17 protein-coding genes are annotated in these 14,847 nt (G+C 64.6%); 5 read left to right on the top strand and 12 right to left on the bottom strand.

Annotated features, from left to right (window positions below):
• Nucleotides 1-288 precede the first annotated feature (288 nt).
• From NFJ07_RS18710 to NFJ07_RS18725, 4 genes are all read left to right on the top strand, one after another.
• Complete coding sequence (locus NFJ07_RS18710; RefSeq protein WP_269996644.1) at nucleotides 289-528, top strand: helix-turn-helix transcriptional regulator; 240 nt, start codon at nucleotides 289-291, stop codon at nucleotides 526-528.
• Nucleotides 525-1,754, top strand: a complete 1,230-nt coding sequence (locus NFJ07_RS18715) for a type II toxin-antitoxin system HipA family toxin (protein WP_269996646.1) — start codon at nucleotides 525-527, stop codon at nucleotides 1,752-1,754. The genes NFJ07_RS18710 and NFJ07_RS18715 overlap by 4 nt, the downstream gene beginning before the upstream one ends.
• 120 nt (nucleotides 1,755-1,874) lie before the next feature.
• Complete coding sequence (locus NFJ07_RS18720) at nucleotides 1,875-2,021, top strand: lmo0937 family membrane protein (RefSeq protein WP_269996648.1); 147 nt, start codon at nucleotides 1,875-1,877, stop codon at nucleotides 2,019-2,021.
• A gap of 86 nt (nucleotides 2,022-2,107) precedes the next feature.
• Nucleotides 2,108-2,650: a DUF1003 domain-containing protein gene (locus NFJ07_RS18725; protein WP_269996650.1), complete on the top strand. Its 543-nt coding sequence runs from the start codon at nucleotides 2,108-2,110 to the stop codon at nucleotides 2,648-2,650.
• 31 nt (nucleotides 2,651-2,681) lie between these two features.
• Here NFJ07_RS18725 and NFJ07_RS18730 read toward each other — a convergent pair whose 3' ends face one another.
• The 4 genes from NFJ07_RS18730 to gluQRS all read right to left on the bottom strand — a co-directional run bounded on the left by NFJ07_RS18730 (nucleotide 2,682) and on the right by gluQRS (nucleotide 6,399).
• Nucleotides 2,682-3,215: a phosphohydrolase gene (locus NFJ07_RS18730; RefSeq protein ID WP_269996653.1), complete on the bottom strand. Its 534-nt coding sequence runs from the start codon at nucleotides 3,213-3,215 to the stop codon at nucleotides 2,682-2,684.
• Between the two features lie 9 nt (nucleotides 3,216-3,224).
• On the bottom strand, nucleotides 3,225-4,352 hold the full coding sequence (locus tag NFJ07_RS18735) for a serine hydrolase domain-containing protein (protein WP_269996655.1): 1,128 nt from the start codon (nucleotides 4,350-4,352) through the stop codon (nucleotides 3,225-3,227).
• A 91-nt stretch (nucleotides 4,353-4,443) separates the two neighbouring features.
• Nucleotides 4,444-5,490: an NADP-dependent oxidoreductase gene (locus NFJ07_RS18740; RefSeq protein WP_269996657.1), complete on the bottom strand. Its 1,047-nt coding sequence runs from the start codon at nucleotides 5,488-5,490 to the stop codon at nucleotides 4,444-4,446.
• Nucleotides 5,491-6,399, bottom strand: coding sequence for a tRNA glutamyl-Q(34) synthetase GluQRS (gene gluQRS / locus NFJ07_RS18745; RefSeq protein WP_269996659.1), 909 nt, complete (start codon nucleotides 6,397-6,399; stop codon nucleotides 5,491-5,493).
• Between the two features lie 101 nt (nucleotides 6,400-6,500).
• On the opposite strand from gluQRS, the gene NFJ07_RS18750 reads away from it, so the two are divergent.
• Complete coding sequence (locus tag NFJ07_RS18750) at nucleotides 6,501-6,725, top strand: cold shock domain-containing protein (protein ID WP_269996661.1); 225 nt, start codon at nucleotides 6,501-6,503, stop codon at nucleotides 6,723-6,725.
• A 332-nt stretch (nucleotides 6,726-7,057) separates the two neighbouring features.
• On the opposite strand, the gene NFJ07_RS18755 is transcribed toward NFJ07_RS18750, so the two are convergent.
• From NFJ07_RS18755 to NFJ07_RS18790, 8 genes are all read right to left on the bottom strand, one after another.
• Nucleotides 7,058-7,648: a TetR/AcrR family transcriptional regulator gene (locus tag NFJ07_RS18755; protein ID WP_269996663.1), complete on the bottom strand. Its 591-nt coding sequence runs from the start codon at nucleotides 7,646-7,648 to the stop codon at nucleotides 7,058-7,060.
• Nucleotides 7,649-7,722: 74 nt separating this feature from the next.
• Nucleotides 7,723-8,892: a pyridoxal phosphate-dependent aminotransferase gene (locus tag NFJ07_RS18760; protein ID WP_269996665.1), complete on the bottom strand. Its 1,170-nt coding sequence runs from the start codon at nucleotides 8,890-8,892 to the stop codon at nucleotides 7,723-7,725.
• 65 nt (nucleotides 8,893-8,957) lie between these two features.
• Nucleotides 8,958-9,755: an SDR family oxidoreductase gene (locus NFJ07_RS18765; RefSeq protein ID WP_269996667.1), complete on the bottom strand. Its 798-nt coding sequence runs from the start codon at nucleotides 9,753-9,755 to the stop codon at nucleotides 8,958-8,960.
• 110 nt (nucleotides 9,756-9,865) lie between these two features.
• Nucleotides 9,866-10,906, bottom strand: coding sequence for a biotin-dependent carboxyltransferase family protein (locus NFJ07_RS18770; RefSeq protein WP_269996669.1), 1,041 nt, complete (start codon nucleotides 10,904-10,906; stop codon nucleotides 9,866-9,868).
• The gene (locus NFJ07_RS18775) at nucleotides 10,893-11,708 is read right to left on the bottom strand and encodes a 5-oxoprolinase subunit B family protein (RefSeq protein WP_269996671.1); all 816 of its coding nucleotides are present in this window, start codon (nucleotides 11,706-11,708) and stop codon (nucleotides 10,893-10,895) included. The genes NFJ07_RS18770 and NFJ07_RS18775 overlap by 14 nt, the downstream gene beginning before the upstream one ends.
• A 47-nt stretch (nucleotides 11,709-11,755) precedes the next feature.
• Complete coding sequence (locus tag NFJ07_RS18780; protein ID WP_269996673.1) at nucleotides 11,756-12,559, bottom strand: LamB/YcsF family protein; 804 nt, start codon at nucleotides 12,557-12,559, stop codon at nucleotides 11,756-11,758.
• Nucleotides 12,560-12,670: 111 nt separating this feature from the next.
• Nucleotides 12,671-14,020: an MFS transporter gene (locus NFJ07_RS18785; protein ID WP_269996675.1), complete on the bottom strand. Its 1,350-nt coding sequence runs from the start codon at nucleotides 14,018-14,020 to the stop codon at nucleotides 12,671-12,673.
• Nucleotides 14,021-14,068: 48 nt separating this feature from the next.
• On the bottom strand, nucleotides 14,069-14,701 hold the full coding sequence (locus NFJ07_RS18790; protein ID WP_269996677.1) for an RraA family protein: 633 nt from the start codon (nucleotides 14,699-14,701) through the stop codon (nucleotides 14,069-14,071).
• Nucleotides 14,702-14,847: the final 146 nt, after the last annotated feature.

Genomic DNA, 14,847 nt, shown 5'->3' on the forward strand with positions numbered 1-14,847 from the left:
GCCGCCTGGCGTCTGGGGCCCAGCACCGGACGGTGCCGGCCACCTAGGCGGATTCGTGGGTCTGGGCACGGGACCGCAGTACCGGAACGCAGCGGACGGACCGCACCCACGATTTCGCGACGAGCGACCGGGGCCAACCACGCCAGACCGGCACGAACGTACCGATTCGTGGCCACCAACCCTTGATTCGCCTCCCAGGGTGGCGGAAAATGGTGAAACCGGCACGAACGTACCGGACGTGCACAACTGCGCACGCGGGGCGCGGCAACCACGCAAGGAAGGGTGGACATGTCCCCTAAGGAATTCGCCCAGTCCCTCGGCGCCAAGGTCCGTGCCCGCCGCGCCTCCCTCAGCCTGAGCCAGTCCGACCTCGCAGACCTCGCAGGAGTCTCGGAACGATTCGTCCGCTTCGTGGAGCAGGGGAAGACCACTGTCCAATTGGAACCACTCCTCGCGGTCCTCGGCACGCTGGGCCTTGAACTCATGGTGCAACCCGCGAGCAGCCAGACTGCAAACAACCGGTCATGACATTCCACCGGATCGCCGACGTATACAAGCAGGGCATCCTGGCTGCGCGCATCGAGCGGCATGAAGGCGGCACCAAGTTCAGCTACCTGCCGCGGTACCTCGACTCAGGCGGTCCGGCCGTCGCCACTACGCTCCCGCTGACAAACGAAGCCGTGTTCACCCCAAGCGGCGCCGTCCCGCCCTACTTCACCGGACTCCTCCCGGAAGGCCGCCGCCTGAATTCCCTGCGCCGGGCGGTCAAGGCAAGCGCCGACGACGAGCTCGCGCTCCTCATGGGCGCTGGCGGGGACGCCGTGGGCGATGTCCAGACGGTCCCCCACGGTGAGCCACCCACGGAGGGAGGCTCCGCCGTCGTGCTCGATTCGAAGCTGCCGCTCGACTTCGATGCCCTGCTCGGCGATTCTGGCCTCATCGATCCCGTGGCGCTGGCGGGTGTGCAGGACAAGTTGTCGGCCGGGATGATTTCGCTCCCGGTGGCGCAAGCAGGCAAGCGCTTCATCCTCAAACTCAATGCTCCTGAGTTCCCGTTCGTGGTGGAAAACGAGTTCCTGATGTTCCGTTATGCGCGCAAGCTGCGGATCCCCGTGAGTAGCGTGCAGTTGGTGCACGACGTCGGCGGGCGGGCCGGGCTGCTCGTCGAGCGTTTCGATCGCCTCACCGGGGCCGACGGCGCTGCGGTGCGCCTCGCCGTCGAGGACGGGGCCCAAGTGCTGGGACTCTATCCGGCCGACAAGTACAGCGTGCCGTTCGGCGAAGTGTGCGCCGCTTTGGCGGCACACTGTTCCGCGCCCCTGCCGGCCTTGCGGAACCTGGCCATTCAGTTGGCTTTCGCTTGGCTCAGCGGCAACGGCGACCTTCATGCCAAGAACGTGTCCATAGTCCAGTCACAGTCAGGGGTTCAGTCACAGTCAGGGGTTCAGTCACCGCAGGGCGAGTACACCATCGCCCCGGTCTACGACATCCCCTCCACAGTGGTCTATGGGGACAAGACGCTCGCGCTGGGCATCGGCGGCAAGAAGAGCGGGATCTCCCGGAAGCACTTCCTTGCCTGGGCCGGGAAGCTTGGGCTCACAGAGCGCGCGGCGGAGGGAGTCTTGGGACTCGCGCTCAGGGCCTCGGGCCCGCTTATCGCGGAGCTCGACGCCGGCGCCTCACCTTTCGGACCGGCGCAGACAAGGGACTGGGTCAAGGAGCTCCGGCATCGGCGAAGGTTGATGGACGGGTAGCTCATTATTGTTCAGCCGTTAACAGGGACCCGATCCGGGCATAAGGTGAGGGCACCACACGATACCCGGGTGGGGCGCAGAATCAGCATTTCCATCGGCAGACAAACAAGGGAGACTCTCATGTTGCTTTGGATAGCCATCATTATCGCTGTTCTCTGGCTTCTCGGCTTGATCGGCAACATCGGTGGCGGGTTCATTCACCTGCTTTTGGTTGTTGCTGTGATCGTCCTGATCTTCCACTTCCTTCGTGGAAGATCCCGTACGTAAACACGATCCTAGGTTGACGGGCATGGCGACGCTAGGCTCGCTCTCAGAGGCGAGATGGGCTCGCCCCGAGCCAAGGGATTGAACGTATGGCACAGCAGGCCGGACACCAATCGACATCCACCACGGGCACTCTTCCGCATTCACGCTCCTACCTGAGACCAACGCGGTTGCTCTCTCAAAGCGAGCGGTCAAAGCTCCACCCATCGGTCCTGGCAGAGGCCGAGCGCCGGGCCGCAAGCATTCAGCTTCGAGTCGCGGATGCAATCACGGCCTTCGCCGGATCGATGAACTTCGTCTACCTGCACATATTGCTTTTCGCCGTCTGGATGCTCGTGTTCGAGCAGAGTCCGTGGCCGACGTTGACGCTGATCGTCTCGCTCGAAGCGATCTTCCTTTCGACCTTCGTCATGATCGGGCAGAACCGTCAAGCGGCCTTCCAGCAGGTGAAGGCAGATCATGACTACAACGCCCAAGAGCATCTGCTCGAGGAGAACACCGACCTGACGCGTGCGATTCACGAGCTCACCGCCCAGATCCACCAGCGGGTCCTCGCGGAAGTCACCGCATCCACAAGCCGGGAGGCGGCGGCCGCTGCCAACCCGAGGAGGGATGAACCGACGACGCCGTAGCCAGGGCAGACCTGCCAGACGAGTCGAACTGCTAGTCCGCCAACCGGTCCATCTCGGACAGCAGATCCGGGTTGATGCGCTGCAGGACCAGATGGGTTTCGCCCCGAGGCACCGCCTTGTAGAGCACTTCCCGGGCGTCAGCGTAGCGCGTGGTGGGTGCCTTGTCGGGCCATTTCTCGGCGAGCGCCCGCACCCGCTCCGGCACGGAGTTGTGGGCGTTGCAGGCGATCTTGACCAAGGTGGCGTCGTGGTCCTGCGCGATATGCAGAATAAAGACCTCATCGCCATCCGGGTCGTCGCTGAAGCGGCGCGTTACGCGTTCGATGATGCCCACGGCACGCTCGGAAACACCCATATCGAGCAGCGCCTGCTTGGTAATAGGGGTGTCCTTGGCGATGTCGTGCAGGTAGCCCGCGATCCGGATGTCGTCGTCGAAATCGGCGAGCGCATCCCCTACCGCCAGCACGTGCTCGCGATACGGCCGCTTCAGCTTGTCCTTCTGGCGGTTGTGCGCCACTTCGGCAAGGACCATGGCTGTTTCAACGGTGAATCTCGGTTCGGTCATGGCTTCATCCTACTGAGCCAGTTCGGTGACTGCCTTCCGCACGGCGGCGCTCAGCTCAAGGTTGCGGCATCCAGCTCCGCCCGGCTCGGCCTGTTGCGGCACGTACCCGAAAGCGAGTTCATACACAGGGTCAGCGAACCCCAAAGATGCGCTGGCGCCGTCGTGCCCGAACGCGCGGTAGCTGCCGTAAGGCGAGCGTGCATGCGATTTCATGAACACGGTCCCAAAGCAGCTGGTCTCGCCGAACACGCGGTCGATGCCGAAGACCTGCTCGGCCGTGACCGTCTGGATGGTCTCTTCGCTGAGGAGGGGCGCGACGGCGGGACGGTCGCCGTCGGGGGCAAGCCCGGTGAGTGCCGCAGCGTAGACGCGGGCCATGCCTTCGGCGCTGGCGACTCCCGCGGCGGAACTCAGGCCGGCGGCGCGGACCTCGCGGATGTTGGGCAGGTCAAGGATGTCCCCCACTGCCGAGTTTGCCGAAAGGCCGAAATGGCTGGCGGGATCGGTCCACGGCTGGGAAGGGTCCGCGGCCCAACGGAGGGTGGCATAGCGGGATTCCTCGGACTCAGGCAGTCCCAGGAAGAAGTGGGCGCCCGTGACCGAGCGGATGCGCTGTTCGTAGATTTCCTGGAGTGTGGACCCGGTGATCCGTCGGCAAAGCTCCTCCATGAAGACGCCGATGGTCAGGGCGTGGTAACCGAAGGCGGTCCCGGGCTTCCAGAGCGGCCGCATCTGCGCGAGTTTGGCGGCGGCTAACTCGGAGTTGTTGTATTCCGCCAGGGTAAGTCCCCCTTCGACTCCCAGAAGCCCGGCCTGGTGGGAGAGCAACTGGGCCACGGTAATCGTGGCCTTTCCTTCGGCGCCGAATTCCGGCCAGTACTTGACCACTTCGGCGTCGAGGTCCAGGAAGCCGTCCTGGACCAGCAGTGCGATGACCAGCCCGGATACTCCCTTGGAGCAGGAGAAAACACCGGTTACGGAATCCGGGCGGCGGTGCGGCCCGCCGCTGATGTCCAGTACCTTGACGCCGCGGTGGTAGGCCGCGAGTTGGGCTGAATATTCCGGGTCCTCGCTGAGGAAACGGCCAAAGAGTTCGGCGACTGGTTCGAATCCAAGGGCAATCGTCTGTGCATCCACCCGGACAGCCTAATCCCTTCCGCCCCCTAACCTCGCTACGCTCGGCCAGGGAACCCGGCAGAATGGGCCCACTTTCCGCCCCCTAACCTCGCTACGCTCGGCCAGGGAACCCGGCAGAATGGGCCCAGCCGCCGGTGTCCATGGTCACCACGATCTTGCCCTTGGCGCGTCCCTGCTCCAGCGCAGCGAAAGCGTCGCCGATCTTTTCGAGCGGATAGCTGCGGTCCACCACGGGTTGCAGTTTCCCTTCGGAAACCAGGCGCGACAGGAATTTCAGGTCCTCTCCGCTGGGGTGCATGAAAAGGTAGCGGTACCGGACCTTGGCTTCACGGGCGCGGCTCCGGATTCCGAGGCTGATTGCCCAGAACAGCGCGGTCATCCAGACCGGGGCGGCGAGGTCCTTTAGAGCCGTCTGCGGTTCGGGCATCCCCGCGATGCTGACCACTTTCGAGCCCGGCTTGAGGATCTTGAACGTTTGATTCAGCGTCTCCCCGCCGACGAGATCCAGCGCGGCGTCGAAGCCACTGAGTACTTCGGCCAGGTTTTCCTTCGTGTAGTCGACGACGGCGTCCGCCCCGAGCCGCCGCACCAACTCTTCTCCGCGCAGAGACGCAGTGGTGGTCACCTCGGCGCCAAAGTATTTGGCCAGCTGGATGGCGAGGGTTCCTACTCCGCCCGCGCCTCCGGAGATGAACAGCTTGGTCCCAGGCTTGACCTTGAGCTCGTCGCGCAGTGCCTGCAACGCGGTGAGGCCCGCCAAGGGAAGGCTCGCGGCCTCGGTGTAGTTGACCGACCTTGGCATGAGCGCCACGAGATCCTCGTGGACGGCGGCGTGCTCGGCAAAGGCGCCCAGCCGGGTCTTGTCCACACGGGCAAACACCCGGTCTCCCGTGGCAAAGCGGGTGACACCCGGGCCTACGGCTTCCACTATCCCGGCCAGTTCGCTTCCGGCCACCAAGGGTAGTCTTGGCCTGGTGATCACCCGGACTGCACCTTCACGCTGCTTGTAGTCCACAGGATTGAGCCCCGCGGCAAATACCTTGACCAGGACCTCGCCCGGGCCGGCAATCGGCCTGGGGACGTCCTGCAGCTCCATTGCGTCGGCGCCGCCGTAGCGGGTCAGCACATAGGCGAGCACTTAGGCCCCTTTCCGGAGGGTTGATTGCTGATTGCCGTTCCATATCCATGGCCCGCGTGGCAATCGGGCCGGATCAAATCTATCCAAGGCCTCGCCAAGCGGCCCTCCCGGCAACCCCAGCGATTCCAGGATCATGTCCCGCACCTCTCCCGCAGACAGCCCGACGGCGGCAAGGTCGCCGAGCGTCACTGCACCGTCGCGCTTGGCCAAGCGGGCGCCATCGCGATTCAGTACCAAGGGGACATGGGCGTATTCCGGAACGGGCACGCCCAACAAAGAGGCCAAATAGGCTTGGCGGGGTGTGGAGGACAGGAGGTCGTCTCCGCGGACCACTTGGTCCACGCCTTGCTCCGCATCATCCACCACCACGGCCAAATTGTAGGCAGTGACGCCGTCGTTCCGCCGGAGCACAAAGTCATCAACGACGCCCGTGAATGACCCGTGCAGCCCGTCCTGAACAGTCCACACATGCGTTTCGGAACGGAGCCGGATGGCGGCCGGGCGGGAGGCCCGGCGGATCTCAAGCTCCGCCGTCGAAAGGTTCCTGCACGTCCCCGGGTAGGCACCTTGAGGCGCGTGCGGGGCGGACGGCGCGTCCTGGATTTCGCGCCGCGTGCAGAAGCACTCATATGTCAGTCCGGCGTCGGTGAGCCGTTCGATCGCGGCGTTGTACAGCCCGGAACGGTTCGTCTGTCGTACGACGGCGCCATCCCACGTCACGCCGACAGCTTCCAAGTCGCGGAGCTGCACGGCTTCGGCGCCGGCCCGCGCACGGTCGAGGTCCTCCACGCGCAGCAGGAAGTCGCGGCCAGTGGAACGCGCGAAGAGCCACGCGAGCATGGCGGTACGCAGATTGCCCACGTGGAGCTCGCCGGAGGGGCTCGGAGCGAAGCGGCCAGCGGAAGTCATGGCACAAGACTATGCGCCGCCGGGCGTGCCTGCAGGATTCCGGCGAGGGTCCGGGCACTGGGACAATTGCCTACGTTTAATTTCCAAAGAGAGGACCAACGTTGAGCTCAGCTCGAATCAAGGCGACGGTTTCCTTGTGGAAGGCAGAAGAAGGCTGGGGGGAACTTATTCTTCCTGACGGGAAGAAATGCTTCGGGCATTTCTCGGTCATCCAGCAATCCGGCGGATACAGGTCCCTCAATGCGGGTGATCTGGTGGAGGTCGAGTGGATGTCCGCCTCCCAAGATGAGTACGACTATGTCGCGGTGTTGATTCAGCCCCTTTGAGAACACAACCCGGGCAGCACAAGAGCCCCTCAGCTACCGCAACGCGTTCGGTGGCTCAGGGGCTCTTATGGTGCCGGCCGCCCTTTATGACGACGCCGACGGGGTGCGGAAAGACGATGCTGTGAACAAGAGTCAATCAGCGGCTGCGTCCTTGCGGGACGGTGTTTCGGGTGGCCGGGTGGTGTGCCGGGGGATCCGTAGCCTGTGGGGTCCGGCGGTAGCCTTTCCCTTCGTTGCCACTATTTCAACAGGAACACTACAACTGGCGCAACGGACTCAACCGTCACTGGTCAATCTGACTAATTCCTCAACAGAAGACGAACAGGAGATGGTCACTTTGCCGAAGTTGGCTCGGCAGCGGCCCACGCGGCCAAGGCTCCGCGGAGAGCAGCACAAAGCTTGGTGGACACTTGGTCCTTGTCCAGGCCGACGGTGTTGAGCAGATCGAAAATTTCTCGGGGGTCAAAGAGGATATTCCAAAGGAACATGGCCTCATCCCCCAGGGGCCGGAGGCCGAGCTCCTCACAGGCCTCCCGGAGTGGCCGCTCCAAAGCCTCAGCCTGGATAGTCAGGTAGTAAGCGCCGGAGCGAAGACGGGCCAGGTACCCCTCGCCGGAACGGGTGTGGACCATGGAACCGCCATGCTTGATGACGAGTCCCACCCAGTGCCGGCTGACGCTCTCTAACAGCTCCACCCCGGACGTGGTCTGGGCAACACTGAAATCGCGCAGCTTCTCGCCAACACCAAAGCGGAACGCGGCCAGGACGTCCTCCACCGAGGCGAAATGTCGGTACGCCGTTGCGGGGGAGATCTCAGCTTCACGGGCGATGTCCGTCATGCTCACCGGGCCCTTGGCCTTGGCGAAGAGCTTCCCGGCGGCCCGCACCAGCTGGCGGCGGTTGCGTTGGGTGTCGCTGCGCATGGGCGCCCCCTTCCGTGTCAGATTCCAGCGTAGCGCCTGAACAGGTGGCGCTACGCTGGCCACGTCCGCGGCACTCACCGGAGCTCGGCCAGTCCGGCCGCCAGCCGCTCCACACCGGCGGTGATCGCCTGGGAGCTGGCCGCGTAGGACAGGCGCAGGTGGAACTCGCCGTTTCGGCCGAACTCGCTGCCGGGACGGACGGCCACGCCGTGATTGCGCAGGTGGGCCACCATTGCGGCCGCCGGCAGCTCGACGTCGTACTTGGGGAAAAGGTAGAAGGCCCCTTCCGGTGAGCTGACCGTGAGACCCGGAATCTGCTGGAGGCCGTTGGCCATGAGTTCCCTGCGCAGGGCATAGGAGGCGTGCATGCGTTCGATGTCCGGCCCACAGGTCTTCAGGGCGGTCAACGCGGCGTATTGCACGGCCTGGTTCATGGAGCCGTTGAAGGTGTTGTGGACCCGGGCTGCGGAGGCGATGACGTCGGACGGGCCCCAGAGGTAGCCGACGCGCCAGCCGGTCATGGCATAGCTCTTGGAGAAGGTCTGGCAGTAGATGGTCCGGCCGGACAGGGCTTCGATTTCCAGTGCAGAGGTGAAGGGCTCGGGCGTGTAGACGAGATCGCTGTAGGCCTCGTCGGAAAGGATCAGCGTGTCGGTTCCGGCGACCATGTCGGCGAGGGCTTCGAGCTCGCGGCGGGAATGAACGATGCCGGTCGGATTGGAGGGGTTGCAGAAGACGAACATCCTGGCGCCTTCAAGCGCTGTGGCCAGCGCCTCGAGGTCCCAGTGCAGGTCATCGGCCAGCGGCACCGGCACGGTGATGCCCCCGGCCATGCTCACGAGGTCCGCATAAAGGGAATAGGTCGGGTCCGGGATAACCACTTTGTCGCCCGGGTTGACGATGCCAAGGATCGCCGCGGACAGGCCGGCCGTGCCGCCCTGCGTGATGAGCACGTCGCCGGGGCTGGCCACTCCGCCGAGGAGCTGGCCGATACGGGCAGCCAGCTCCTCGCGAAGCACCAGCTCGCCAAGCAACGGCGAGTAGTGGGTGAAGCCGTCCTCAAGGGCGCGGGCGGCTGCTGCTCGAACCTGGGCCGGTGTGTCGAAGTCCGGCTCGCCCATGGCCAAGGAGACGAGGTCCCCTTTGGATTGGGGCTGCTGAACACGCAGCGATGTGCGCTGGATGCGCTGCACAGCTTCGGAGGGCTGAAAATCGGCGACGGCGGTGGCTGGCTCGAGTGACATGAGGGTCCTGATCTGGGTGGTGGCTGGTGTTGTTTTGAAGACGGGCGGATAGAGTCTGCGGCGTTTCATCGCTGGGGCAATTCGTCGGCGGGGGCTCCGGCCCAGCGGCTGATCTCGATGTCGCCCGAGGTGTCCCGCTGCATGGTGGGGGCGATGACGAGCTCTTGGACCACGGTGCGCTGTGGCAACGTGGCCACGAGGTGGATGGCGCGGGCCACGTCCTCGGGCTGGACCATCGCATCGCGCTCCTCGGCACGGGGCGGGCGGGCGCGGTTGTCCAGGATAGGCGTGGCGGTCTCACCGGGCAGGATGGTCACCGCGCGAAGTCCATCGTTGCGGAAGGTGTTGTGGAGATAGGTCATGAAGTTCCGGACCGCGGCCTTGGCCGCACCGTAGGCGGCGCCCCCGAGCAAGTTGGGGTTGACGGCTGCGAGCGAGGAGACGGTGATGATGGTTCCGGTCTTGCGGTCCAGCATGTCCGGGAGGACTGCCTGGCTGAGCAGGTAGACGGCGTTGAGGTTGACGTCGAGGACGTCATTCCACTCCTGCTGGCTGATCCAGCGGACGTTGAGGACCTTGCTGGCGCTGCCTGCGTTGTTGACGAGGATGTCCACCTGGCCGAGATTCCCGTGGATCCAGTCCAGCAGCGCGTCCACGTCGTCTTTGGAGGTGATGTCCGCGGCCCGGGCAACTGCGCGGCCGCCGTCGGCGACGATTTCCGCAGCGAGTTCCTGCAGGACGTCTTCACGCCGCCCTACCAGCACCACTGCGGCACCTTCGGCTGCCAGCAGGGCCGCCGTCGAGCGTCCCATCCCGGTCCCGGCCCCGGTGATGATCGCGAGCTTGCCGTCCAGAAGTCCCATGGTTTCAGTTCCTTGTGTTCTTAGTGTGAATCATTTGAGATACCTATCACATATGAGAAGAGTTTCTCATTTTAGAGAATGGTGGTCAAGTGTTTTCTTCGGCCTGTGGGTCACGCCGCAGCCGGACTCTGCGAAGGGGCCGCCGCGGAACTTGTGGAGACAGGGAGCCCGACGGCGGCGAAAAGGGCGTGCACGCGCCCTTCCAGATGCGCGAGGAGGCGCTGCTGTTCGCGATATTGTTCGACCGCTTGGACGTTGCTGATCCAGCGGAAGGTCATCTTCCGGCCGGGACTGGCCTGGCCCAGCATGGACAGGGAGGCCTTGGCGGCGACCGCCACGATCGGATAGCCCGCGGTGAGGGTCCGTGAGCGGCCCAGGATGATGAGCTCGTCGCCATGCGGGATTTCGAATGCACCGATCGGCACACCATGGGACACGATTTCCCCGAGCCCCTCGGGATGCACAACTGGTCCGTCCAGGCGCAGGCCCACGTGGTTGGATTTAGCGCCTACGGTGTAATTACTGGAGCTGAGCAGTTTCCGGATGCCGGGCGTCCGGTCCGTTTCAGGGCCTTCGACGACATCGATAGTCCACACGTCCGGGCTGAAGTCCGGCACTGGAACTGGAAGTTGGAACAGGGGCTGGGTCAGGAACGGGTGGGTGAATCCGCGGTACCGGCTGTGGAGAGTGAGGATCTGTCCCGGAGCAAGTTGTTGGGGGAAGCCCATACGTGATTCGGGCGCGGCGCTGCCCATGAAGCGGGCGGTTTCCAGTTCCCCGCTGAAGGCCAGGTAATTCCGCATGCCGCCACTGGCCTTGGCAATCACAACACGGGCTCCGGCCGGAATACAGAGCGGCTCCCACATGGCCACCGGATCGCCGTTCACCGTGACTTCGGCAGGAACCCCGGTCACGGCGCACATCACGTCATGCGTGGCCGTGAACGCAAAGCGTCCGCCCATGATTTCCAGGCACGTTGCCTTGCGGCTATTGCCGACCAGGATGTTGGCCGCGGCCGCGGAGTGCTGGTCCGCCGCACCTCCGCACGGGACGCCCATGAACTCGGAATTCTCGCGGCCCAGGTCCTGGAACGTGGACAGCCAGCCGGCCTCGCTCACTTTGATGCCGATCGCGCGTTCAGGGAAGGTCACTGTTGGCCCCTTCTGAGCCGGCCTTTGGGCTGGCGCCGGCGCTCAAACTAGCGCCGCCGTCCGAGGCCCGGAGGAACTGCCCCTCGAGCCGCGCCCATTCGCGCTCCGGAACGACTTCAAAACGCACCGAGTCCCCCGGCTTGTAGGAGGTAGCAGGATCTTCGCGGATGTCGCAGATGGTGAGCGGGGTCCGGCCGATCACCTTCCAGCCGCTCGGCCCCGGGAACGGCTGGATGATGGCATTGGTGCCGGCCACCATGACAGACCCGGGTTCCACGTTGGTCCGAGGCTCGACGCAGCGGCTGACCTGGCCCGGGAACTGCACGCCGCCCATCATGGGGGCCATGGCCGCGGCCAACAGGTTGATGGTCAGCACCGAGGACTGGAACTTCCGCAGCACCGCCTCAGGACTCAGGCCCAACTCCTCGGCCACGCCCGGAAGGTCCGGGGAGAATTCCTCGCTGGCCACCATCGGGATGACAAAAAGTGACTGCGAGGCGCTAGCGGCTCCGGGCTCCAGGGCGTTGCCGGCAACCGCAAGGCGGATGGTCTGGGCCAGTTGTTCGTGGGTCACCGCCAGGCAATCGAACTCGACCAGCAAGGACTCAACACCGGCCACGATGTCCAACACCCCGTACGGCCGCACCTCCAGCAGCACATCGCGGAGCCGGCTGCCCGCCGCCCGGCGGAAGTCGGCGTCGTCGTTCTTGACCCTGAGCATGAGGGCTGAGTCGCCGAACGGCTCGGCTTCCAATTCGGGCGGGTGGCGCAGCCGCTCCGCGGGTGCTGTGTGCGTGGTCATGAGTCCTGCTCGGTGGTACGGGTGATGGATCCGGGGGTTGCTCAGCTTCAGACCGTGGCGAGCCGGGCCTTTTCGGCGAGGACTTCCTGCAGCCCGGTGGCTTTGATCCCTGCCTTGTCGAGGGCCGAACGGAGGGCGGTGCCGTTCTGGAGGACCTGCGGGTGGTCGCCGTGGAGGAGGACGACGTCGGCATCGTGACCGAGCGGGACCACCTTGCCGGTGACGGCGCGGACAGTTCCTTCTGTCACCACCTGGACCACGCGGCGGCCGATTTCCTCGGGGTCGTGCAGGAGTGCGCCTTCGCTGTTGCGGGAGACGGGCATGCCGTCTTCACCGTAGCCGCGGTCCGCGAGGAAGACGTAGCCAACCTTAAGACCGCGCTTGCGGGATTCGTCGGCCAACAGGCCGTTCTGGCAGATCACGATATAGGCGGGATCGTAGGCCTTGATGGCGTCCGTGATGGCGCGGGCGTGCTTGGCGTCCGTCTGGGCGATGCTGCCCATGCGCCCGTGCGGGGCCACGTGGCTGATCTTGCCGCCGTGGATGCGGGCGAACGCGTCCAGGGCGCCGATCTGGTAGAGGACGTCGGTGCGGATTTCTTCTTCGCTGGCTTCGATGAGGCGGCGGCCGAAGCCCACCAAGTCCGGATATCCGGGGTGGGCCCCGAGTTCGATGCCGCGTTCCACGCAGGCCTTGACGGTGGCATCCATGACCCTCGGATCGCCGGCGTGGAAACCGCAGGCGATGTTGGAAGCGGTGACGAGGCCCAGGAGGGCGTCGTCGTCGCCGATCGTGTAGTTGCCGTAGCTTTCGCCGAGGTCTGCGACGACGGCTACTGAATTGATGCTCAAGGTGACTCCTGGTGGTTCTGTTCGGTACTAAGGGTTCGAGGGCTTAGCGCTCGACGGCGGCGGCTGCCGTTTCGGTGGCGGGCGGCCGCCGCCGTCGGGGTTCTGGTCTTGCTAGTGCGTCTGCAGCGGCTGACCCTTGGTTTCCTTCAGGAAGTAGACCGAGACGAGCGTGATGATGGCCGTGCCGATCGAGGCGTAGGCGGGAACCATGCTGTTGCCGGTGGCCTTGATGAGTTCGGTCATGACCAGCGGGGCACTGCCGCCGAAGATGATGGTGCTGATGCTGAAGCCGATGCTGTACGCGCTGTAGCGGACCGTGGTGGGGAACATTTCGGTCAGCACAGTGTGGACGACGGCGGCGTGGCCGGAGAACGCGATGGCCATCACGACCGTGGCAACGCAGGCCAGCGGCATGTTGCCGGTGGTGATCATGGCGAACATCGGGTACGAAACCACGGCCATAAGCACGGCGGAGAGGGCCAGCACGGGCTTGCGGCCGATACGGTCGGACAAGCGGGCCATCAGGGGGATCGCGATGATGATGGCCACCAGGCTGACGGCAGTCACGAGGAGAGCCTGGAGCATCGTGAAGTTGTTGGCGGCGCCCAGCTGGGTCTTCAGGTAGGTGGGCATGTAGGCGAACAGCAGGTAGTAGCCGGGGCCGTTCAGTGCCGGGAGGAAGATGGTCAGGACGATGGCCTTGAGGTGGCGCTTGGAGGTGAAGACGGTGCGCAGCGGGTTGCGTTCCACCTCGTTGCGCTCACGCAATGCCGCGAAGTGCGGGGTGTCTTCCATCTTGGAGCGGATGTAGAAGCCGACATAGCCCAGGGGCAGGGCGACGAGGAACGGGATGCGCCAGGCCCAGGCTCCCATGGTGGAATCCCCGAGGGTGGTGATGAGGGTGGCGGAGATGGCGCTGCCGAAGAGCAGGGCGCAGAAGGAACCGACCGCGATGAAGCTCATGGAGTAGTTGCGGTGCTTGTTGTGTGCGTATTCACCCACGAAGGCCATGGCGCCTGCCACTTCGCCGCCGGCGGAGAATCCCTGCAGTATCCGGAGCAGGATCAGCAATGCCGGAGCAGCCCAGAAGATCACAGAGTACGACGGGATCAAGCCAATACAGGCCGTGGCCCCGGAGATGAGGAGCAGGAGGACGGCGAGCAGGTTCTTGCGGCCCAGCCTGTCACCCAGGAAACCACAGATGACGCTGCCGAAGGGGCGGGCCAGGAAGCTCACCAGGAAACCGACGTTGGTCAGGAGCAAGGAGCCGACGTCCTTGGAACCCATGATGTTGATGGCCAGGTACGTGGTCAGCAGGCCGTAGATACCGTAGTCGTACCATTCCACGAAGGAACCCATGGTGCCGGCAAAGGTTGCCTTGCGCACCATCCTGCCGTCCGCGGTAACGACCTTGATTTGAGCGGTGTTCAGATCCACTGAGTCCGTCGATTGCTTTGTCATGGTGGGTGCTTTCAGTCTATGAGGGGGCTGGGGTGGGAGAAAGCGCTGCTAGCTGTATTCGCGGGTGATTTCCGCGGTCATCTCGGCCTCGTGCGCGGCCACGGCGATGACTCGTTCCAGGATTTCCGCGGCGCGGGCCTGGGGGACGATGACGACGCCGTCGTCATCGGCAGCGACGATGTCGCCTGCCGAGCAGACGATGCCGCCGATTGCTACGGGTTCGCCGATGACTCCCGGACCGTTCTTGAACGGACCGGCAGGGGTGACACCGCGGGCAAAGACGGGGAACTTGATTTCGGTGATGGTGGCACGGTCCCGGATGTAGCCGTCAATGACGGCTCCGGTGGCGCCCGCGGCTTCGAAGCGCTGAGACAGCTGCTCGCCCACCAAGGCACGGTGTTCGTGGCCGAAGCCGTTGATCACCACCACGTCACCGGGCTCGATGTACTTCAGCGCTTCGATGACGGCGGCGTTGTCTCCGGCGGCGCCCAGGACCGGGAGTGCCGAGCCGACGCAGCGGGCGCCTTCCCAGACCGGGCTGATTCCGCCGTCGACGATTCCGAGCCGCTCCATCGCGTCACCGATGTTTGCCACCGGGAACGCTTCGAACGCGCGGACCAGTTCGCGGGGCGGCCGGGTCCATGATGCGGTGCGGACGGTGAGTTCGAGTGTTGTTGCCATTTTCTTCGCCTTTGGTTTCTTCCCAGGAGCCGGCGCTTTGGGCGCCGATCGTCTTGAGACGTCAATCACATATGAGAAGAGTTTCGCGTTTTAAATTCATGCCGTCAAGGGTTTCCCGTTACGGGCATGTAAATGATTCGCAACCA

Origin of the sequence: Arthrobacter sp. B2a2-09, assembly GCF_027587375.1 — a bacterium.
GTDB lineage: Bacteria > Actinomycetota > Actinomycetes > Actinomycetales > Micrococcaceae > Arthrobacter.